At 71.9% G+C, this 18,578-nt stretch carries 21 protein-coding genes; 13 read left to right on the plus strand and 8 right to left on the minus strand.

The features are described from left to right. Window positions 1–13 precede the first annotated feature (13 nt). The gene (locus ACFYYJ_RS18865) at window positions 14–862 is read right to left on the minus strand and encodes a hypothetical protein (protein ID WP_389133774.1); all 849 of its coding nucleotides are present in this window, start codon (window positions 860–862) and stop codon (window positions 14–16) included. A 124-nt stretch (window positions 863–986) separates the two neighbouring features. On the opposite strand from ACFYYJ_RS18865, the gene ACFYYJ_RS18870 reads away from it, so the two are divergent. After that, window positions 987–2,222, plus strand: a complete 1,236-nt coding sequence (locus ACFYYJ_RS18870; protein WP_389133777.1) for a PLP-dependent aminotransferase family protein — start codon at window positions 987–989, stop codon at window positions 2,220–2,222. Window positions 2,223–2,248: 26 nt separating this feature from the next. On the opposite strand, the gene ACFYYJ_RS18875 is transcribed toward ACFYYJ_RS18870, so the two are convergent. After that, a complete protein-coding gene (locus ACFYYJ_RS18875; RefSeq protein WP_385366234.1) occupies window positions 2,249–2,815 on the minus strand; it encodes a hypothetical protein in 567 nt (188 codons plus the stop codon). 413 nt (window positions 2,816–3,228) lie between these two features. On the opposite strand from ACFYYJ_RS18875, the gene ACFYYJ_RS18880 reads away from it, so the two are divergent. Together ACFYYJ_RS18880 and ACFYYJ_RS18885 are read left to right on the plus strand one after the other, a co-directional pair. Beyond that, window positions 3,229–4,011, plus strand: coding sequence for an SDR family oxidoreductase (locus ACFYYJ_RS18880; protein ID WP_385129746.1), 783 nt, complete (start codon window positions 3,229–3,231; stop codon window positions 4,009–4,011). 40 nt (window positions 4,012–4,051) lie between these two features. Then, on the plus strand, window positions 4,052–6,628 hold the full coding sequence (locus tag ACFYYJ_RS18885) for a bifunctional FO biosynthesis protein CofGH (RefSeq protein WP_385366235.1): 2,577 nt from the start codon (window positions 4,052–4,054) through the stop codon (window positions 6,626–6,628). 73 nt (window positions 6,629–6,701) lie between these two features. On the opposite strand, the gene ACFYYJ_RS18890 is transcribed toward ACFYYJ_RS18885, so the two are convergent. Continuing rightward, window positions 6,702–7,790, minus strand: a complete 1,089-nt coding sequence (locus ACFYYJ_RS18890; protein WP_389133782.1) for a tyrosine-protein phosphatase — start codon at window positions 7,788–7,790, stop codon at window positions 6,702–6,704. A 637-nt stretch (window positions 7,791–8,427) separates the two neighbouring features. On the opposite strand from ACFYYJ_RS18890, the gene ACFYYJ_RS18895 reads away from it, so the two are divergent. The 5 genes from ACFYYJ_RS18895 (at window position 8,428) to ACFYYJ_RS18915 (ending at window position 11,751) form a co-directional block, all read left to right on the plus strand. Further along, window positions 8,428–9,552, plus strand: a complete 1,125-nt coding sequence (locus ACFYYJ_RS18895) for an ADP-ribosylglycohydrolase family protein (RefSeq protein WP_389134011.1) — start codon at window positions 8,428–8,430, stop codon at window positions 9,550–9,552. Window positions 9,553–9,622: 70 nt separating this feature from the next. Beyond that, the gene (locus tag ACFYYJ_RS18900) at window positions 9,623–10,483 is read left to right on the plus strand and encodes a TIGR03619 family F420-dependent LLM class oxidoreductase (protein WP_385362529.1); all 861 of its coding nucleotides are present in this window, start codon (window positions 9,623–9,625) and stop codon (window positions 10,481–10,483) included. A 136-nt stretch (window positions 10,484–10,619) separates the two neighbouring features. Next, window positions 10,620–11,093 (plus strand): hypothetical protein, encoded by a 474-nt coding sequence (locus tag ACFYYJ_RS18905; protein WP_385362531.1) that lies wholly within the window; start codon window positions 10,620–10,622, stop codon window positions 11,091–11,093. A 97-nt stretch (window positions 11,094–11,190) separates the two neighbouring features. Further along, on the plus strand, window positions 11,191–11,469 hold the full coding sequence (locus ACFYYJ_RS18910) for a type II toxin-antitoxin system Phd/YefM family antitoxin (protein ID WP_385362533.1): 279 nt from the start codon (window positions 11,191–11,193) through the stop codon (window positions 11,467–11,469). Window positions 11,470–11,472: 3 nt separating this feature from the next. Further along, window positions 11,473–11,751, plus strand: coding sequence for a type II toxin-antitoxin system RelE/ParE family toxin (locus ACFYYJ_RS18915; protein WP_385362535.1), 279 nt, complete (start codon window positions 11,473–11,475; stop codon window positions 11,749–11,751). On the opposite strand, the gene ACFYYJ_RS18920 is transcribed toward ACFYYJ_RS18915, so the two are convergent. Continuing rightward, window positions 11,699–12,226: an ATP-binding protein gene (locus ACFYYJ_RS18920; RefSeq protein ID WP_385362537.1), complete on the minus strand. Its 528-nt coding sequence runs from the start codon at window positions 12,224–12,226 to the stop codon at window positions 11,699–11,701. The genes ACFYYJ_RS18915 and ACFYYJ_RS18920 overlap by 53 nt on opposite strands. Before the next feature lie 105 nt (window positions 12,227–12,331). On the opposite strand from ACFYYJ_RS18920, the gene ACFYYJ_RS18925 reads away from it, so the two are divergent. Continuing rightward, entirely contained in the window at window positions 12,332–13,216 is an 885-nt protein-coding gene (locus ACFYYJ_RS18925; RefSeq protein ID WP_389133787.1) for a Scr1 family TA system antitoxin-like transcriptional regulator, read from the plus strand. Next, the gene (locus ACFYYJ_RS18930) at window positions 13,213–13,404 is read left to right on the plus strand and encodes a DUF397 domain-containing protein (RefSeq protein ID WP_389133790.1); all 192 of its coding nucleotides are present in this window, start codon (window positions 13,213–13,215) and stop codon (window positions 13,402–13,404) included. The genes ACFYYJ_RS18925 and ACFYYJ_RS18930 overlap by 4 nt, the downstream gene beginning before the upstream one ends. Window positions 13,405–13,704: 300 nt before the next feature. On the opposite strand, the gene ACFYYJ_RS18935 is transcribed toward ACFYYJ_RS18930, so the two are convergent. The 3 genes from ACFYYJ_RS18935 to ACFYYJ_RS18945 are packed head-to-tail and all read right to left on the minus strand — an operon-like array spanning window position 13,705 to window position 15,223. After that, the gene (locus ACFYYJ_RS18935; protein ID WP_389133793.1) at window positions 13,705–14,160 is read right to left on the minus strand and encodes a hypothetical protein; all 456 of its coding nucleotides are present in this window, start codon (window positions 14,158–14,160) and stop codon (window positions 13,705–13,707) included. A gap of 48 nt (window positions 14,161–14,208) precedes the next feature. Then, window positions 14,209–14,604, minus strand: a complete 396-nt coding sequence (locus ACFYYJ_RS18940) for a hypothetical protein (RefSeq protein WP_385129732.1) — start codon at window positions 14,602–14,604, stop codon at window positions 14,209–14,211. Further along, complete coding sequence (locus ACFYYJ_RS18945) at window positions 14,594–15,223, minus strand: TetR/AcrR family transcriptional regulator (RefSeq protein WP_385362547.1); 630 nt, start codon at window positions 15,221–15,223, stop codon at window positions 14,594–14,596. Before ACFYYJ_RS18945 ends, ACFYYJ_RS18940 begins: the two co-directional genes overlap by 11 nt. 60 nt (window positions 15,224–15,283) lie before the next feature. On the opposite strand from ACFYYJ_RS18945, the gene ACFYYJ_RS18950 reads away from it, so the two are divergent. The 3 genes from ACFYYJ_RS18950 (at window position 15,284) to ACFYYJ_RS18960 (ending at window position 17,762) form a co-directional block, all read left to right on the plus strand. Then, complete coding sequence (locus ACFYYJ_RS18950) at window positions 15,284–16,240, plus strand: hypothetical protein (protein WP_389133797.1); 957 nt, start codon at window positions 15,284–15,286, stop codon at window positions 16,238–16,240. Between the two features lie 42 nt (window positions 16,241–16,282). Beyond that, window positions 16,283–16,846 (plus strand): DinB family protein, encoded by a 564-nt coding sequence (locus ACFYYJ_RS18955; RefSeq protein ID WP_389133800.1) that lies wholly within the window; start codon window positions 16,283–16,285, stop codon window positions 16,844–16,846. A 517-nt stretch (window positions 16,847–17,363) separates the two neighbouring features. Next, window positions 17,364–17,762: a VOC family protein gene (locus ACFYYJ_RS18960; RefSeq protein WP_385129724.1), complete on the plus strand. Its 399-nt coding sequence runs from the start codon at window positions 17,364–17,366 to the stop codon at window positions 17,760–17,762. A gap of 10 nt (window positions 17,763–17,772) precedes the next feature. Here the strand turns inward: ACFYYJ_RS18960 and ACFYYJ_RS18965 are convergent, their stop codons facing one another. Then, on the minus strand, window positions 17,773–18,576 hold the full coding sequence (locus ACFYYJ_RS18965) for a DUF4239 domain-containing protein (protein WP_389133803.1): 804 nt from the start codon (window positions 18,574–18,576) through the stop codon (window positions 17,773–17,775). Window positions 18,577–18,578 lie beyond the last annotated feature (2 nt).

Consider the following 18,578-nt stretch of genomic DNA (forward strand, 5'->3'; position numbering starts at 1 on the left):
TACGGGATCCCGGCTACCTGAGCCGGTCGACGTACCGGTCCGTCCCCGGCACCGTCGGGATGAACGGCGCCACCAGCTCCACCCGGCCCAGCCCCGACCCGGCGACCTCCGCGTCCAGCCCCTGGAAACGGTCCCAGCAGGTCCGCGGGTCGGCCTCCAGGAACCAGAGGAGCGTCAGGCGGGTGTCGACCCCCTCCACCTGCTTGACGTAGGTCATCCGGTCGCCGGGCAGCGGGGTCGGCCGGAAGGCCGTCACCATCGCGGCCGGCGAGCCGTGCAGCCGCTTCGGCAGGGCGCTCGACCGCAGCCACTCCAGCAGTTCCGCCCGCTGCTCCGGTCCTTCGGCGTCGACGACCTGGAGCACGAGCCCGGCGTACGGGTGGTCCAGGGCGTGGAAGTCGCGGGGGCCGGCGGCGCCGTCGCGGTAGACGGTGGCCTGGTGGTCCTGGAAGGACGTGAAGACGTGCGTCCGGTCCTGGTAGACGCGGCCGTCGCGGTTGAGGCGCTTGTTGATGCCGACGGTCCACTTCATGTGCTCGTCGTAGCGGCCCTCGGTGACCCAGTACGTCGAGATGTAGCAGCCCGCCGTGACGGGTTGGGCGACGGCCGACTTCTCCGGGTAGCGCAGCTCCTGGAGGTCGCGGGTGGCCACCCAGCGGCGGCCGGCGTACATCCACGGCATGGCCATGGCGCCGGCGTAGTAGTGGTCGTCCTCGTACCAGCGGTTGTACGCGAACTCGTGGCCCGGGTGCGGTTCCACCATCGTGATCAGAGCGTGGCCGGGGTGGACGCCGTAGGGGCCGACCGCCGCTAGCTCGGCGTAGTCCTCGACGCGGGTGTCCTGTTGCCTGTCTGTCGTCATGGCACCGGTCTAGCTGATGCGACGTCAGATCGGGAGGGGTCGGACGGAGCCGGCCCCGGCCGTTCGCCGCACGGTCGTTCGCCATGCGATACATAGGTGTCGCCTACACATTTCTCTGGCTACGATGCCCGCACCCGACTCCCGAGGAGCCACCGTGCCTGCCGCCGCCGCCACTTCCGCCGTCGCGCCGCCCTCGTTCGCCGCCCGCGCCACCTCCGTGGAGGGCTCCCCCGTGCGCGAGATCCTCGCGCTCACCGAACGCCCCGGGGTGATCTCCTTCGCCGGCGGCCTCCCCGCGCCCGAGCTCTTCGACACCGAGGGCCTGCGGGCCGCCTACGACTCCGCGTTCGCGGCCTCGGCGCGGCGCGCGCTCCAGTACTCCACCACCGAAGGCGCCCCGGAGCTGCGCGAGGCCGTCGCCGCCCGCGCCACCGCGCGCGGCCTGGCCACCGGCGCGGACGACGTCCTGATCACCTCGGGATCCCAGCAGGCCCTCACTCTCATCACCGGGGCCCTGGTCGAGCCGGGGGACGTGGTGCTGGTCGAGAACCCCACCTACCTCGCGGCGCTCCAGTGCTTCCGGCTGGCGGGGGCGCGGGTGGTGCCCGTGCCGTGCGACGAGGAGGGGATCGTCCCGGACGCGCTGGCCGAGCTCGTCATACGGGAGCGTCCGAAGCTGCTCTACACGATCCCCACCTTCCAGAACCCGACCGGCCGCACCCTGCCGGCCGCCCGCCGGGCGGCGGTCGCGCGGACCGCGGCGCGGCTCGGGCTGTGGCTGGTGGAGGACGATCCGTACGGAGAGCTCCGCTACGAGGGCGCGGACGTCCCCTGGATCGCCGCGCACCCGGGGGCCGAGGACCGCACCGCGCTGCTCGGCAGCTTCTCCAAGGTGATGGCGCCGGGGCTGCGACTGGGCTGGCTGCGGGCGCCGGCGGCGCTGCGCCGGGCCGCCGTCGTCGCCAAGCAGGCCGCCGACCTGCACACCTCGACGGTGGACCAGCTGGCCGCGGCCCACTACCTCGCGGCGGCCGACCTGGACGCCCACGTGGGCCGGGTCCGCGCGGCGTACCGGTCCCGCCGCGACGCCCTGCTGGCGCACCTCGGCGCGGCCCTCCCGGCGGGCTCCACGTGGAACCGGCCCGAGGGCGGCATGTTCGTCTGGGCTCGGCTGCCCGAGGGCCACGACGCGACGACCCTGCTGAAGGCGGCCATCGCCCACGACGTCGCGTTCGTCCCGGGAGCCCCCTTCTTCACGGCCGCTCCGGACCCGCGCACCCTGCGCCTGTCCTTCACGACGCACACCCCGCAGGAGATCGCGGAGGGAGCGCGCCGCCTGGCGGCGGCGGCCCGCCCCTGACCGTCGGCCGTCCGGGACCGCCGAGGTCAGTGCTGGAGCGCGACCTTCAGCAGCACGATGAGGCTCCCCAGCAGGAGGTTGACCGCTCCGGCGACCACCATCAGCCCGCGCGTGGCCCCGGCGCGGCTGGCGGCCACCGCCGACCAGCCCACCTGGCCGGCCAGGGCCACGAAGAGCGCCAGCCAGGCCATCCCGTTGGGGCCCAGCCCGAACAGGGGGCTGATGGCCGCGGCGAGGGCCGGCGGGACGGCCGCCTCGATGATCGGGCGTTCCTTCCTGGCCATGCGGCGGATTACGGGCCAGCTCAGGTGGCTGACGATGCGGGCTCCGAAGAGGCGCGCGAAGACGTGCGCGGCCCAGAACACCACGCCCGTGAAGAGCAGCAGCACGACCAGGTGCAGCCGGGGGAACGTGCCGGGGATTCCGGCGCCGACCACGACGGAGGCGGCGAGCAGCGAGCCGTAGACCGCGCCGGAGTAGTCGCCGCGCCCCGCGCCCGCCTCGTCGGGGCGGGCGGAGGGCTCGGCGGCGCGGCCGCGGCCGTCGCGATGGGCCACTTCGGCGATCTCCGTTCCGCGGGGCAGCAGGGACATCGGCTAGGCCTCATTGTGGGCGCCCCCGCGGGTTCGGGCATCCCGAGCCCACCGGGTGCCTCCCACCGGGTGCCTCCCGGCGGGGGCCGGGGCCGAGGCCGGCTGCGGCCGAGTAACGGGCCCCGCGGGGCTTCCCCCACCCCGCCCCTTCCCGAACCGGGGCTCCGCCCCAGACCCCGCGCCTCAAACGCCGGCGAGGCTGGATTTTCAGCCCGTCCGGCGTTCGAGGACCGGGGTCCGGGGCGGAGCCCCGGGGAACGGCGGAAGGGCGGGTAGGGGACCCGCTCCGCGCAGCGGCACCCGGACCCGCGCCCGCACCCGGCCCCCGTATCCGCACCCCTTCACATCGCCGCACCACCCCCGTACCCTGACGCCCCGTCAGATCACCACCCTGCCCGCCCAGGAGGCACGGCATGCTGCTGCAAGGGAAGACCGTCATCGTCTCCGGCGTCGGGGCCGGGCTCGGGCACCAGGTGGCCGCCACCGTGGTGCGGGACGGGGGCAACGCCGTGCTCGGGGCGCGGACCGAGGCGAACCTCGCCAAGTCCGCCGCCGAGATCGACCCCGACGGCGTGCACACCGCCTACCGGACCACCGACATCTCCGACGAGGCCCAGTGCCAGGCCCTGGTCGCGCTCGCGCAGGAGCGGTTCGGCGGGGTCGACGCCGTCGTGCACGTCGCCGCGTGGGACTCGTACTTCGGCGGGATCGAGGACGCCGACTTCGGCACCTGGCAGCAGATCATCGACGTGAACCTGCTCGGCACGCTGCGCATGACGCGCGCCTGCCTGCCCGCCCTCAAGGAGCGCGGCGGCTCCGTGGTCATCATCGGCACGCAGTCCGCCGTCGCCGCGCCCAACGAGGTGCAACAGGCCGCCTACGCCGCCTCCAAGGGGGCTCTGACCTCGGCCATGTACTCCATGGCACGCGAGCTCGGCCCGCACCGGATCCGCGTCAACACCGTGCTGCCCGGCTGGATGTGGGGGCCGCCCGTCCAGGCCTTCGTCACCTTCTCCGCCCACACCGAGGGCGTGCCCGAAGCGGAGGTGCACAAGCGCCTCACCGACCGCATGGCACTGCCCGATCTGGCCACCGACGGGGACGTGGCCGACGCCGCCGCGTTCCTCGCCTCCGACCGGGCACGGGCGATAACCGGCCAGTCGCTGCTGGTCAATGCCGGTGAGCTGATGCGATGACGCGCTCTGCCCGCGCTCGAGCGGATCGTATGCTCACCGCATGACCACTCCGAGTGACGCTCCGACCGACAACGCGATGCGCCGTGCGCTCCGTCGGGCCCGCGACGGCGTCGCGCTCGACGCGACCGAGGCGGCCGTACTCCTCCAGGCGCGCGGCGAGGCCCTGAAGGACCTCGCCGCCTCCGCCGCACGCGTAAGGGACGCCGGGCTCGCCGCCGCCGGGCGGCCCGGTGTCATCACGTACTCCCGCAAGGTGTTCATCCCGCTGACCCGCCTGTGCCGCGACAAGTGCCACTACTGCACCTTCGTGACCGTGCCCGGGAAGCTCCGCAAGGCCGGGCACGGGATGTACCTCTCCCCCGACGAGGTCCTCGACATCGCCCGCCAGGGCGCGGCGATGGGCTGCAAGGAAGCGCTCTTCACCCTCGGCGACCGCCCGGAGGACCGCTGGCCCGAGGCCCGCGAGTGGCTCGACGCGCACGGCTACGACGACACGCTCGCCTACGTGCGCGCCATGGCGATCCGCGTCCTGGAGGAGACCGGGCTGCTCCCGCACCTCAACCCGGGCGTGCTGTCCTGGTCGGACCTGCAGCGGCTCAAGCCCGTCGCGCCCTCCATGGGCATGATGCTGGAGACCACCGCCACCCGCCTGTGGTCCGAGCCCGGCGGCCCCCACCACGGCTCCCCCGACAAGGACCCGGCCGTCCGGCTGCGGGTGCTCGAGGACGCGGGCCGTTCCAACGTGCCCTTCACCACCGGCGTCCTGATCGGGATCGGGGAGACGTACGAGGAGCGCGCCGACGCCTTCTTCGAGCTGCGCCGCATCCAGCGCAGCTACCACGGCGTCCAGGAGGTCATCGTCCAGAACTTCCGCGCCAAGCCGGACACCGCCATGCGCGGCATGCCGGACGCGGAACTGGAGGAGCTGGCCGCCGCGATCGCCGTGGCCCGGCACATCCTGGGCCCGAGCGCCCGCATCCAGGCCCCGCCGAACCTGGTGGACTCCGAGTACGCCCTGCTCATCGGCGCGGGCATCGACGACTGGGGCGGGGTCTCGCCGCTGACCCCCGACCACGTCAACCCCGAGCGCCCCTGGCCGCACATCGAGGAACTGGCGGAACGCACCGCGGCCGCCGGCTTCGAGCTGCGCGAACGCCTGACCATCTACCCGGAGTTCCTGAAGCGCGGCGAGCCCTGGCTGGACCCCCGGCTGCTGCCGCACGTACGGGCGCTGGCCGACGCGGAGACGGGCCTGGCGGACGAGACGGCGGCGGTCGAGGGCCGCCCCTGGCAGGAGCCGGACGAGGGCTTCTCCTCTTACGGCCGCACGGACCTGCACAGCGCCATCGACACCGAGGGCCGCACGGGCGACCGCCGCGAGGACTTCGACGAGGTGTACGGCGACTGGGAGGCGCTGCGGGAGATCGCGGCCCCCGGGATGGTGCCCGAGCGCATCGACACGGACGTACGGGCCGCGCTCGCGCAGGCCGCCGACGATCCGACGCGCCTCACCGACGAGCAGGCCCTGGCGCTGCTCCACGCGGACGGGCCGGCGCTGGACGCGCTGTGTCGGATCGCGGACGACCTGCGCAAGTCGGTGGTGGGCGAGGACGTCACCTACGTCGTCACGCGGAACATCAACTTCACCAATGTCTGCTACACCGGCTGCCGGTTCTGCGCGTTCGCGCAGCGCCGTACGGACGCGGACGCGTACACGCTCTCCCTGGAACAGGTCGCCGACCGCGCCGCCCAGGCCTGGGACGTGGGCGCGGTCGAGGTGTGCATGCAGGGCGGCATCCACCCGGACCTGCCGGGGACGGCGTACTTCGACATCGCGCGCGCGGTGAAGGAGCGGGTGCCGGGCATGCACGTGCACGCCTTCTCGCCGATGGAGGTCGTGAACGGGGCGACGCGGACGGGGATGTCCGTACGGGACTGGCTGACGGCCGCCAAGGAGGCCGGGCTGGACTCGATCCCGGGCACGGCGGCGGAGATCCTGGACGACGAGGTCCGCTGGGTCCTCACCAAGGGCAAGCTGCCGACGGCGGACTGGATCGACGTCGTCACCACCGCGCACGAGCTGGGCATCCGCTCGTCCTCCACGATGATGTACGGGCACGTGGACCAGCCCAGGCACTGGCTGGGCCACTTCCGCACCCTCGCCCGCATCCAACAACAGACGGGCGGCTTCACGGAGTTCGTCACCCTCCCCTTCATCCACACCAACGCGCCGGTGTACCTGGCGGGGATCGCCCGGCCGGGCCCGACGGTGCGCGACAACCGGGCGGTGACGGCGATGGCCCGGATCCTGCTCCACCCGCACATCACCAACATCCAGACGAGCTGGGTGAAGCTGGGTGCGGAGGGCGCGGCGGAGATGCTGCGGTCGGGGGCGAACGACCTGGGCGGGACCCTGATGGAGGAGACCATCTCCCGCATGGCGGGGTCGAGTTACGGATCGTACAAGTCGGTCCAGGACCTGATCGCGGTGGCGGAGGCGGCGGGCCGGCCCGCGAAGCCGCGTACGACGCTGTACGGGGAGGTCCCGCGGGAACGGCAGGAGGCGGCGCGCGCCTCGGACGGGCACCTGCCGGAGCTGCTGCCGGTGCTCGACTGACCGAGTGGGTCGCGCGGGAAGGGCCCGGCCGGGGATCACTCCGGCCGGGCCCTTCCCGCCACCACTCGTCGTCTCAGCCGACGAGGAGGTCCTTCTTGAGCTGCTTCAGCTCACGGGCGTCGATGCCCAGGCCGTCCTTCAGGTAGCGGTCGAAGGAGCCGTACTTCGCCTTGACCTCGTCGTAGCCGGAGTTCAGGTACTCGGGGCGGACGTCGAGCATCGGCTTGTAGACGGCGGCCTGCGGGGCGGGCAGGTGGGAGAGGATCGCGTCGTTGGCGGCCTTGCGGTAGTCGTTGCTGGCCAGGTAGTCGGCCATCACGGTCTCGCCGGGCACGCCGAGCGCGGTCAGCAGGGCGGCGTTCGCCCAGCCGGTCCGGTCCTTGCCGGCGGTGCAGTGGAACAGGACGGTACGGGCGTCGTCGTTCGCGATGCCCTCGAACACCTGGGTGTAGGCCTTCTTGCCGCCCTCGCCTCCGACCATGGCCTTCTCGGCGTCGACCATGGCCTTGACGGCCTCGTCGGGGGTCTTGGGCATGGTCTGGAAGGAGCCGGAGCCGGCGAAGACGTCGGCGACGACGTAGGTGGCACCGGCCGGGACCTTGTCGGCGTCCTTCGTGCGCTCGTCCTGCATGCGCAGGTCGAAGACGGTCTTGACGCGCAGGCGCTGGAGCTTGGCCAGGTCGTTCGCGGTCAGCTTGTTCAGGGCGTCGGAGCGGTAGACCTCGCCCATCTTGACCCACTGGCCGGTGGTGGTGCGGTAGCCGCCCGCGTCGCGGAAGTTGACGGCGCCTTCCAGCTTGACGAGGCGGTCGGCGAGGCGCAGGCCCTCTCCGCGCTCGGGGTCGAAGTCGAACCACTGGCGGTCGGCGGCGGGCAGCCCGGTGACGACGGCCTCGCCCTTGGCGCCGCCCTTGGCGACGACCTTGCCGTTCGCCTTGATCTGGACGCGACGGGTGCCGTTGGCACTCCACTTGACGGTGTACGAACCGTCGGCTCCGGCGGTGACCGAGGCCTCGGTGAACGGGATGGAGGACCGGTCGTCGTGGTCGTGCCGGCCGGACCAGGGGAGGTCCCAGCCGGTGGCGGAGGCGGTGGGGACCGCGACCAGGGAGGCGGTGAGGGCGGAGGCGACGACGGTCGCGGCGAGGAGGGCCTTCTTCATGCCGCCGAGACTGGGCGGCCGCGGGAAACCGCCGATGAACGAGACATGGCCGGGACCGGCCCAGCCCACGACGAGTGGCAAAACGTGCCATCGGCCAGGTCGCGGCCGGAAGTATTCGCTTTCCGGCCGTTCTCCCCGCACTTCCGCGCCGCTTGGCACACTCGTTCCGAATTCGATCGGGCGTGTCCACTACAGTGCGGGTTCGCATGCGCGGCGGGAGGCCATTGAGCCGGGGGTGGATGAAGTGATCGGTACGAGCGACACGACGAACAACGACCCCGGCCCGGACCCGGCCGCCCTCGGTCCGATCCCCCTCCCCCTGACCCCGGCGACCCCGCCGGGCGCCACACCGACCGGCTCCGCGGCAGCGGGTGGCACGCCCGCCGGCGGGAGCGTCCCGCCGACCGGCACCCCGCACGGCGCCGCCCCTGCGGCCACGGTCCTGGCCGCGCCGACCCCGCCCGGCGGCACACCCCCCGCCGCAGCCAACCCGCCCGGGGGCCTGCCCGCCCCCACCCCGGCACAGGCAGCGCCCACACCTCCCGCCGGCACGGCGACCGGCTCCGCGGCAGCGGGCGGGGCTCCGGCCGCCCGTACCGCCCCCCGGGCCACCGGCGGCCCAGCGGCGGCGACCGGGCTGTGGGGCCGGGCCGAGCAGCAGGACTTCCGCAGTCGGGTCCGCGGCACGCTCCTCGGGGCCGCCATCGGCGACGCCCTCGGCGCGCCCCTCGCCGCGCTCGCCCTCCCGGCCATCCGCGAGGAACACGGTCCGCACGGCCTGACCGAGCCCGCCCCCGCGCACGGCCGCCGCGGCGCCGTCACCGCCGCCACCCAGCTCACCCTCTTCACCGTGGACGGACTCGTGCGGGCCCACGTACGCCGCGACACCGGCGCCTGGCACCCGCCCACCGACGTCCACCGCGCCCACCGCCGCTGGTGGGCCACCCAGAACGAATGGGGCCCCGACGAGCGCCGCGAGGACAACGGCTGGCTCGCGCAGCAGGAGTGGCTCTACGTCCGCCGCGACCCCGACCGCGCCTCCCTCACCGGATTCGCCGACGACACCCTCGGCACCCTCGGACGACCCAAGAACCCCACCGCCCAGGACTCCGCGGCCGCCACCCGCTCGGCCCCGTTCGGCCTGCTCGTCGGATGGGAACCGGCCCTCGTCCTCCAGCTCGGCGTCGAGTGCGCCGCACAGAGCCACGGCCACCCCACCGCCTACCTCTCCGCCGGCGCCTTCGCCGTCATCGTGCACGGCCTGACCCGCGGGGACTCCCTCGACTCCGCCGTCCAGCGCGCCCTCGGCCTGCTCGGGGCCCGCCCCGGCCACCAGCCCGTCACCGACGCCCTCCAGCGCGCCCTGTCCGCCGTCACCCGCGCGGCGCCCGGCCCCGACACGATCGAGGCGCTCTCCCCCGGCGACGGCCGCACCGCCGACGAGGTCCTCGCGATCGCGGTCTACTGCGCCCTGGTCGCCGAGGACATCCCGCACGGCCTGCGCCTCGCCGTCAACCACGGCGGCGACTCCCCCGCCACCGGCGCCCTGACCGGGGCCCTCCTCGGCGCCCAGCACGGCGAGACCGCACTCCCGGCCGCCTGGCTCGCCGAGCTCGAAGGCCGCGCCACCGTCCTCGAACTCGCCGACGACTTCGCCCTGGAAATGACCCAGGGCCCGAGCCTCCACGGCCCCACCGCCGCCGGCGCCGACACCGCCGCCGGCGGGCCCTGGCTGTCCCGCTACCCCGCACACGTGATCTGACGCCCCCTCAACATTCGCGCGCCCAGCCCGTACCGTTACGTCGATTCCCACGTCTCGGAGGTGCCAGCACATGCGGATCGCCACGACCGTCTTCCTGACCGACCGCACCGTCTCGCCCGTACGCCTGGCCCGCGCCCTCGAAGAGCGCGGCTTCTCCGGGCTCTACCTCCCCGAGCACACGCACATCCCCGTCAGCCGCGTCAGCCCCGCCCCCATGGGCGGGGAGCTCCCGGAGATGTACGGCCGCACGCTCGACCCCTTCGTCGCCCTCGGCCAGGCATCCGCCGTCACCGAGCGGCTGCACCTCGGCACCGGCATCACCCTCGTCGCCCAACACGACCCGATCGACCTCGCGAAGCAGGTCGCCACCCTCGACCACCTCTCAGGCGGCCGCGTCACCCTCGGCATCGGCTACGGCTGGAACGTCGAGGAAGCCGCCGACCACGGCGTCGAGTGGCGCACCCGCCGCGAACTGGTCCGCGACCGGATGGCCCTCATGCGCGCCCTGTGGGCGCCGGAGCCGACCGCGTACGTGGGCGAGTACTCCTCCGTGCAGGCGAGCGAGGCCCACCCCAAGCCGGTCCAGCCGGCCCGCGAACTCGCCCCCGGCACGCCCCTCCACGGCCCCCGCACCATGATCGGCGGCGCGGCGGGCCCGAAGCTGTTCGCCGCCATCGCCGACCACGCCGACGGCTGGCTCCCGATCGGCGGCCGCGGCCTCACGGAGTCCCTCCCGGTTCTGCGCCAGGTCTGGGAGACGGCCGGCCGCGACCCGAAGTCCCTCCAGGTCGTCCCGTACGCCGTCCAGCCGACCCCGGGCAAGCTGAGCCACTACGCCGACCTGGGCATCGAGGAGGTCGTCCTCCAGCTGCCGTCGGCCGGGGAGGCGGAGATCCTGCGGGCACTGGACGACTTCGCGCAGTACCTCTGACCCTCCGCGCCCCCTGAGTCACGGCGGGCGGAACCGCCACGGCCCCGCGAGCGTGTCCCCGAGTGCCTCTGATCACTCCGGCCGCCGCCGCTTCGGCGCGTTCGGCCGCTCACATCGCCTCCCTGGGGGACTACCCGTGCACAGCCACCTGCGTATCACCGCCCTCGCCGCCACCGGACTCGCGGCCGCCCTGGCCCTGACCGCCTGCGGCAGCGACACCTCCCCGAAGGCGGACCAGAAGCCCGCCCCGGCCGCCTCGGCCCCCGCCCCGGCCGCCACCGCGAGCACGGGTGCGGGCTCGGGTGCGGGTGCGGGTGCGGGCAGCCTGGAGGGCGGCTGGATCTCCATGCAGAACCCGGGCAAGGGCGTGGTGCTCACGGTCAAGGGCCAGAGGGCGTTCGTGGTCGAGGCGGCCACCGGCGCCACGTGCGAGGGCACCACGGACGGGAAGTCCTTCGACCTGAAGTGCCCGGCCGGCGCGACCCGCTCGAAGGGCAAGGTCGACTCGGTGGACGCCACCACCCTGAAGGTCACCTGGGAGGGCGCCGGCGCGGACACCTTCCAGAAGAGCGAACCGGGCAAGCTCCCGTCGCTCCCGACGAAGAAGTAGCGGGCCGCCGTACCGGGCACGCGGCTCGGCCCGCACCGGCACCCTGGGGTCCGGTGTGGGCCAATGGACGTTCATGTACATCTGGTACATTGATTGCATGAGCGAGCCCGTGATCGAATCCATGGCAGAGGTACGCAGCCACCTCGCGGACGCCATAGACCGCGCACGCCGCGAGGGCGTCCCCACGATCATCACGCGCCGCGGCAAGCAAGAAGCCGTCGTGATCGACATCGACGAGTACCAGCGCCTTCGCCGCCTTGCCGATGAGGCCGAGGACTCATGGCTGAACAGCCTCGCCGACGAAGCCGAGAGCGAAGGCCTCGAAGGGTCCGTGTCGCTTGAGGAAATGGCTGCCATCCTCCGCGACCAGGCCTGACCAATGGGCTACGTCACCCGGTTCACCTCACACGCACAACGCGACCTCCTGAAGGTCCCCCGCCCCGATGCCCTGCGGATCCTGTATCGGCTCGCCGAACTCCAGAAGGCCCTCACGGCCGGGGACACCTCGGCCTTCGACATCAAGGCCCTCCAGGGGCACGCATCCCGCTGGCGCCTCCGCGTCGGCGACTACCGCGTGGTCTACACCGTCGAGGACGGTCGACTCATCATTTGGGTCCTGGCGGCAGGCCACCGCCGCGAGGTGTACCGAGACCGCTGAAGTCGATTTCACCGTCCGCCACCATCTGCCGCATCCGCGCCACGGCCGCGGCCCGGTGGCTCAGCTCCGCCCAGACCGTCTTGCCGATCAGCCGGTCCACGACCCCCCAGTCGACGGCCACCGCCTCGACGACCCGCAGGCCGTAGCCGGACTCCGCCAAGGAGGCGTGCGGCTGGACGGCCGGGCGGCGGTCCCGGCGGGCGTCGGAGACCTCGATGCGGAGGAGGCCGTCCAGCAAGGTCATCCGCAGCTCGAAGTCCCGGCCGGGCACCCGCCCGTGGGTCACCGCGTTGGCGGCGAGCTCGGCCACGAGGAGGCCCGCGTCGACGGAGAGCGCGGTGGACTCCGGGATGCCCCAGTCGTGCAGCTCGACGAGCGCGAGCTGCCGGGCGAGGCGGGCCCCGCGGGGGGTGCTGCTGAAACGCTGCGTGAACGTGCGTACGAGGGCCGGGGTGGGTCCGGCGGGTGCGGTCATGGGATGAACGTCCCGCGTGAGCAGTGCAGTTCCCAGCAACCCGACTACTACTTTTGAAGAGTAGTAGTCGACTCTCTGGACAGTGTCAGTCACGGTGCGTGAACCTTGCTGCGGGGAGGTGACGCTGTGACGACTGCGACGGCCGGCGACGAGAGCGGCGAGATCGGCGAGATCGGCGACGGGGAGGTCGAGCCCGACGACGACCTGAGGAACTTCGGCGAAACCATCAAGGCGTTCCGGAAGCGGGCCGGGCTCACTCAGGAACAACTCCACCCATTGGTCGGCTACTCGGTCCAGTACGTGGCCTCGGTGGAACAGGGCCGCCGCCAGCCGTCCAGAAGGTTCGTGGAGAAGGCGGAGGAGGTCCTGGACGCCTTCGGCGTCATCCGCATCGCGGCAAAGCGGCTGACGAGGCAGCGGGGGCTGGCCAAGTGGTTCAGGCGGTGGGCGGACCTGGAGGAGACGGCCCTTGCCCTCAATACGTACGAGTGCAGGTCGATTCCGGGGTTGTTGCAGACGGAGGCGTATGCGCGGGCCCAGATCCGCGACGTCCCACCACTGCCGACCGAGGAACAGGCGGAGGCGCGCATCATCTTCCGGCTGGCGAGGCAGGCCCTGCTCCTGAAGACCCCGTACGTGGCCTTCAGCTTCATCATCGAGCAGTCGGTGATCGAGCGGCAGACGGGTGGGGGTGAGGTGACGCGGGAGCTGATCGACCACCTGTTGGAGGTGGCGAAGCTGCCGAATGTGGATCTGCAGATCATGCCTACCGTGAGCCCGGAGCATGCGGGGACGGATAGGCCCTTCTGCCTCCTCGAAACCGAGGAGCACGAGTGGCTGGGTTACACCGAGGGCCCACAGATGGGCCAAGTCATCTCCGACCCGAAAGCGGTCAGCAATCTCCATCGGCAATATGCCAAACTTCGCATCCAGGCCCTCAACCCGGCGGACAGCGCGGGCCTGTTGATGCGAATGCGAGGATCCCTGTGAACAGCTCTCAGTTGCGGTGGTTCAAGAGCAGCTACAGCAGCAGCCAGGGCGACAACTGCGTCGAGGTCGCCGCCTGTACGGACGCCATCCACATCCGGGACTCCAAGGTGACGGCGGGACCCGAGCTGGCCGTCACCCCCACGGCCTGGAGCGAGTTCCTGGTCGGGGTCGCGAGCAATCGGCGGTAAGGGGCCGCCACCCCTGACCGGAAGCCAGAGAGGGTTGGGGATTTCCCGTCGGCCCCACTGTCCTTCCGCGTCGGGCCGGGAAGAACGGCAATGTCCGACCCGACTCCGGCCCAGCGGCCGCACTCCCCCACATGTCGACCACAAGAGCCTGAGCGGGAGGACGGGCGCCCCAAATCGCTACGCGCTCCTCTTCGACGGCGTCCACGGTCGCCTTGGCCTGGACATAGGCCGCCCACGATCGCTACACAGCTGACGTCGCCTGGCGTCGATCAGGCCGTCACGGGTTGCTGGAACAGTCGGTCAGAAGGAGAAGTACTTGGCCACTGCCCAGCCACGCTCCGCCGACCTGGCGTAGAACGTCCGCAGGTTCTCGTGATATCGGACCAGGCGGTCGCACAGGTCCTCGTCCGGGGCAGGAGTCTGGCGTTGACGCCAGTCCTCCCAGAGGTCGGGGAACGACACGCGTTCCAGATACGCCGCCGCGCGGACGACGTCCGGTGGATCGACGGCCACATGACCGGGGCCGCCGGCAGCGTCCGGTACCTGTCGGCCACCGAAGACGGGAAGCTCTCCGTCGCCGCGTGACCAATAGATCTCGTCCAGCTGGAAGAACCCCGTCTCCAACCAGACCGCCTCACCGGCCCTGACCCGCCGCCGCAGCTCGTCGAACTCCACGTCGAACAGGGCCTCGAAGCCTGCCGGGTCTCCGGGCAGCACGGAGGGGTCGAGCCCCTGGAAGTAGATCCACATGCTCATGGCGGGCACGGTAACCGGCACCACCGACACCGGCTCGGAGACGGGCACTCACCACAACTCGGCTTTCACCGACAGGAAGAGCTCGACGATCTCCTCGTGGGTCAGCGCGGGAGCCACGTGGCCCCGCCGCACCACCCGCTGCTCGAACTCCGGTGGAACGACGAGATCGTGGACACGAACCAGGTGGCAGGCCATGCTCGGCCACACCCACTCCCCGTCGGTCCGGAGGCTGAAGCCGCCCATGACCTCCCGGGACTCGTCGAACGGATCGCGCTCCACCCCAGGCGCGACGCTGAGCCACTCGCAGGCCGCCATGTACGCGGCCAGGGCCGCCCGGTCCGACCCGATCGGACCTCTCGGGAGATCGTCCGGCCGGACACCAGAGCCGATCTTGCACGGCACCGCGTCATAGAAGCCGAAGTACTTCACCCGGTCACCCCTCATCGCCCTTCACCTCAGGCAGCCGCCCCGAGAGGGTGTGCAAGCCGGAGCAGAGGAGGCTGAAGGCCTCAAGGGCCACCGAGGCGACGGCATCGCGGGCGGGTGCGGGCGGTTGGCCGGACATGACGCGTCGTCGGAGTTCGCGCAGAGCGGCGCGGTGCGTTCCGGCGATGGCTCCTGCGATGAGCAGGGGTGTACCGCCGGGCGCGTCCGAGGCCAGGGCGGTCGCCAGAGCGGCCTCGATGCGTTCACCGATCTCGCGTTCGCGGGCGCGCAGGGCCGGGCTGTCATCGATGACCTGCCAGAACGAGGGCGCTCCGAGCATGGGGTCGTCATGCCTCAGAGCGGAGAGCAGGTCGTCCCGGACGGCCTCGACGGGGCAGGTCCCCGGGGTTCGGTCGCGCACCAGGGCGGCGAGGTGGTTCTCGACCTCGGCCTGGCGGTCGAAGAACAGGTCTTCCTTCGCAGGGAAGTAGTTGAACACGGTGTTGGTGGACACACCCGCGTGCCGTGCCACCTCGGCGACCGTGACCTGGTCGAAGCCGCGCTCCAGGAACAACGGCAGGGCCGCGTCGGCGATGGCCGTGCGGGTCTGCTGCTTCTTGATCTCTCGAAGGCCCATGAGCGACATGGTAGTGTCACCACAAATTTGGTGTGACACCAAGATTTTTTGGGGGATCTCATGGCCATGGCGTTCGGCATCTATCCCGGCGGCATCCTGGGCGACGACCAAGGCATCATCCATCCGGTCCGACCGGACGATCCGGACCGCATCAACGAGGCCCTCGACGAACTCCAGGGCGAGGCGGACACGCTGGCGGTCCGCGCCTACCGCTCGTTCGCCTCCACCGTGACACCCCCGCCGCCGACGCCGGCCGATCCGCGGGCCTGCCTCCGGCGCGGGCGCACCCTGGACCTCGTACTGCAGTTCCGCGAGCCGTCCGGCGATCTCGACGGCTGGCCGGAGTTCGTCCGCGAGGCCGTCCGGACCGGCGGACCCGAGCTGACGTCCGTCCAGATCTGCGAGGAGCCCAACCTCGACCTCCCCGCGGTCGACGGCAGTACCCCCAACGTCCTGAACGCGCTCGTCCACGGCGTCATCGCCGCCAAGCAGGAGGCGCGCCATGTCGCAGTCGGCTTCAACGCCGTACCGAGCTTCGACCCGTCCGACACCTTCTGGTCCGACCTCGGCGCCCTGTCGGACGGGCGCTTCCCGGAGAGCCTGGACTACGTCGGCCTGGACTTCTTCCCGGACGTGTTCCGCCGCGTCCCCGCCGACCGGTTGGCAGACGCGGTCACCGCGGTACTGACGGCGTTCCGCCACACCTGCCTGCCGCAGGCCGGCATCCCGGACACCGTCCCGATCCGCGTGTGCGAGAACGGCTGGCCCACCGGCCCCGGCCGCCCCGAACGGCAACAGGCGACCACTCTGGAGACCGTCATCCGGACCGTCGCCGACCTCGCCTCCAAGCTCAACATCGACGGCTACTCACTCTTCGCCCTGCGGGACGCCGACAGCAGCGCCGAAGGGCTGTTCCACCACTTCGGTCTGCTGCGCGACGACTACACCCGCAAGCCGGCCTTCGCGACCTACCGGCAGCTGATCGGGGAACTGCGCGGCCGGCCGATTCGGAGGTGATATTCGGTGGTGAACGAAGTCCCTGCGCCCGACGATTCGATCATGGACTCACGCAAGCGCGACGACGAAGCAGTGGCGAATCGGTGGACGCCTTCCACCATCCATCGCGACATGTGGGTCGACCCCGCCGACGACCCGCGCGAGACGGTCGACGAGCGCGGTGCGCTGCTGGAGAGCCTGCGCCACTTCCGTCTCACCGTCGAGATGAAGTGCGCGGACCTGGATGCCGAACAGATGGCCCGGCGCTCGGTGCCCCCGTCCACGATGTCCCTGCTCGGGCTGGTGCGGCACATGGCCGAGGACGAACGGCACTTCCGCCGAATGGCGGGCGAGGACTCCCCCCGGATCTACCGCACCCCTGAAGACCGCGACGGCGACTGGAACGGGGCGGTCGCCGATCCGGCGGTCGTGGAGGACGCCTGGCGGCAGTGGCGGGCCGAGAGCGAGGTGACCGACCGTTTCATCGCCGGCTTCGCCGACCTCGGCACGCGGACCGGTGAGGCACCGCTGCGCGAGATCCTGGTGGCGCAGATCGGCGAATACGCGCGGCACTGTGGACACGCCGACCTGCTTCGCGAGCGGATCGACGGCCGAGTGGGCCAGTGACGCAAACACCGGACGACGTCAGCCGTGCGGCCATCATGGGCGGCCCATGTCCAGCCCAAAGCAACCGTCGACGCCGTCAAAGAGGAGCGCGTGGCGATCTGGGGCGAGACCAGCCCCGGACGGTCGTCGGCCGCCGAGACGCGAGGAGCGCGTAGCGATCTGACGCGCCCTTCCCCTCGCCGGGGCTCTTGTGGTCGGCCTTTGGGGGAGCGGGCCGCCGGCCCGGAGCCGGGTCGGACAACCCTGTCCCGCCCGGTCGTTGCCGTTCCTCCCGGCCCGTTCTTTTGGGGGTTTCCCGTTGGTCCTTGTCTTTCCGTGGCGGGTCGGTCTGTCAAGGGTCGCCGAAGGCGATCGCGCAGCGACGCGACCGCAGGGAGCGCCCTTGACAGGCCGGCCCGACGCGGAAGGACCATGGGACCGACGGGAAACCCCCAACCCTTTCCACCGCCGACCGACCGGGGCCCCGCCAAACCCAAACCCCCGCCCCCGCACACCCCCCACCCCGTAACCTGCTCGCATGATCAGTCCCAGCGCCCACATCCGCGTCGCCCGGCCCTCCCTCGATCTCAAGGCCGCCGAGAGGTTCTACGTCGACGGGCTCGGGCTCGACGTCCAGTGGCGGACCACCTCCACCGCGCCCGGGGAGCACGATCTGCTGATGGTCGGGCCCGTCGGAGGCGGCTGGCACTTCGAGTTGACCTACGACGCCGCCAACCCGACCACCCCCGCCCCCACCGTCGAGGACCTCTTCGTGGTCTACCTCGGCGAAGCCCCCGACGAGGCCCTCGTACAGCGACTCGTCGAGCACGGCGGCACCCGGGTCGCCTCGCACAATCCCTACTGGGACGAGTGGGGCGTCACCATCGAGGACCCGGACGGCTACCGCCTCGTGCTGTCCTCCCGTACCTGGGGGTAGCCCCGCGTCGTCACGAACCCGCCCCCGCCGTCCAGAACCGTGACAGCGCCGCCTCCTGGTACGGCTGCGGCGTCACGCTCAGGTCCCCCGCGAAGGGGCGGTCCAGGGCGACGACCAGCAACAGGCTGAAGCCGATCAGCCCGGCCACCGCCGCCACGAACAGCAGCTGCATCTTCAGGCTGCGCAGTCCGAACAGGAACGTGAGCGGGATGATCACCAACGCGCCCCCGTACACCAGCACTTGCAGCAGGACCGGCAGTGAGGTCTCGGCCATGGAGATGCGGGCCCGGCGCTGCGCGGCGACGTCGTTGACGCGGCTGACGGCCTCGGCGTAGAAGGTCTCGGCGCGGGGCCCGCTCGGCTCGTACGCCTGGAGGGCCGCGTACAGGTCACGGGTCTGGACGGCAGTGGCGTCGTAGCTCGGCCGCCCGTCGCGCATCAGCGGCCACTGGACCTCGACGACGGCGTGCGCATAGGCGCCCACGGCCTGGTTGATGCGCGCGCGGTCGGCGGCAGGGAAGGTGTCGGCGCTGCGTACGACCAGCGCCAGGTCGGTCGCCTCGGTGGCGACGATGTTCTCGGTGTTCTCCAGCTGCGTCCACAGGGTGACGACGACGAACGCGAGGATGATGCCGTAGATCGCGCCGAACATGCCGAGCGCGATCCCGACCATCTCGTTGTGGTCGCCGCCCGCGAGGTGCGGGAAGCGGCGGCGGGCGGCCAGGCTGCCGAGGACGGCGAGGCCGGTGATGCCGCCGACGATGAGCACCGCGATGACGAGCGTGCTGAGGTTGTTCAGCAACCATAGGATCATGC

Source organism: Streptomyces sp. NPDC002467, assembly GCF_042889825.1.
Lineage (GTDB): Bacteria > Actinomycetota > Actinomycetes > Streptomycetales > Streptomycetaceae > Streptomyces.

Bases quoted from the DNA above. Each gene is read 5' to 3' on its own strand.
- ACFYYJ_RS18865 (WP_389133774.1), bottom strand. From the start codon at position 862: ATGACGACAGACAGGCAACAGGACACCCGCGTCGAGGACTACGCCGAG.
- ACFYYJ_RS18870 (WP_389133777.1), top strand. From the start codon at position 987: ATGCCCGCACCCGACTCCCGAGGAGCCACCGTGCCTGCCGCCGCCGCC.
- ACFYYJ_RS18875 (WP_385366234.1), bottom strand. From the start codon at position 2,815: ATGTCCCTGCTGCCCCGCGGAACGGAGATCGCCGAAGTGGCCCATCGC.
- ACFYYJ_RS18880 (WP_385129746.1), top strand. From the start codon at position 3,229: ATGCTGCTGCAAGGGAAGACCGTCATCGTCTCCGGCGTCGGGGCCGGG.
- ACFYYJ_RS18885 (WP_385366235.1), top strand. From the start codon at position 4,052: ATGACCACTCCGAGTGACGCTCCGACCGACAACGCGATGCGCCGTGCG.
- ACFYYJ_RS18890 (WP_389133782.1), bottom strand. From the start codon at position 7,790: ATGAAGAAGGCCCTCCTCGCCGCGACCGTCGTCGCCTCCGCCCTCACC.
- ACFYYJ_RS18900 (WP_385362529.1), top strand. From the start codon at position 9,623: ATGCGGATCGCCACGACCGTCTTCCTGACCGACCGCACCGTCTCGCCC.
- ACFYYJ_RS18910 (WP_385362533.1), top strand. From the start codon at position 11,191: ATGAGCGAGCCCGTGATCGAATCCATGGCAGAGGTACGCAGCCACCTC.
- ACFYYJ_RS18915 (WP_385362535.1), top strand. From the start codon at position 11,473: ATGGGCTACGTCACCCGGTTCACCTCACACGCACAACGCGACCTCCTG.
- ACFYYJ_RS18920 (WP_385362537.1), bottom strand. From the start codon at position 12,226: ATGACCGCACCCGCCGGACCCACCCCGGCCCTCGTACGCACGTTCACG.
- ACFYYJ_RS18935 (WP_389133793.1), bottom strand. From the start codon at position 14,160: ATGAGCATGTGGATCTACTTCCAGGGGCTCGACCCCTCCGTGCTGCCC.
- ACFYYJ_RS18940 (WP_385129732.1), bottom strand. From the start codon at position 14,604: ATGAGGGGTGACCGGGTGAAGTACTTCGGCTTCTATGACGCGGTGCCG.
- ACFYYJ_RS18945 (WP_385362547.1), bottom strand. From the start codon at position 15,223: ATGGGCCTTCGAGAGATCAAGAAGCAGCAGACCCGCACGGCCATCGCC.
- ACFYYJ_RS18950 (WP_389133797.1), top strand. From the start codon at position 15,284: ATGGCCATGGCGTTCGGCATCTATCCCGGCGGCATCCTGGGCGACGAC.
- ACFYYJ_RS18955 (WP_389133800.1), top strand. From the start codon at position 16,283: ATGGACTCACGCAAGCGCGACGACGAAGCAGTGGCGAATCGGTGGACG.
- ACFYYJ_RS18960 (WP_385129724.1), top strand. From the start codon at position 17,364: ATGATCAGTCCCAGCGCCCACATCCGCGTCGCCCGGCCCTCCCTCGAT.
- ACFYYJ_RS18965 (WP_389133803.1), bottom strand. From the start codon at position 18,576: ATGATCCTATGGTTGCTGAACAACCTCAGCACGCTCGTCATCGCGGTG.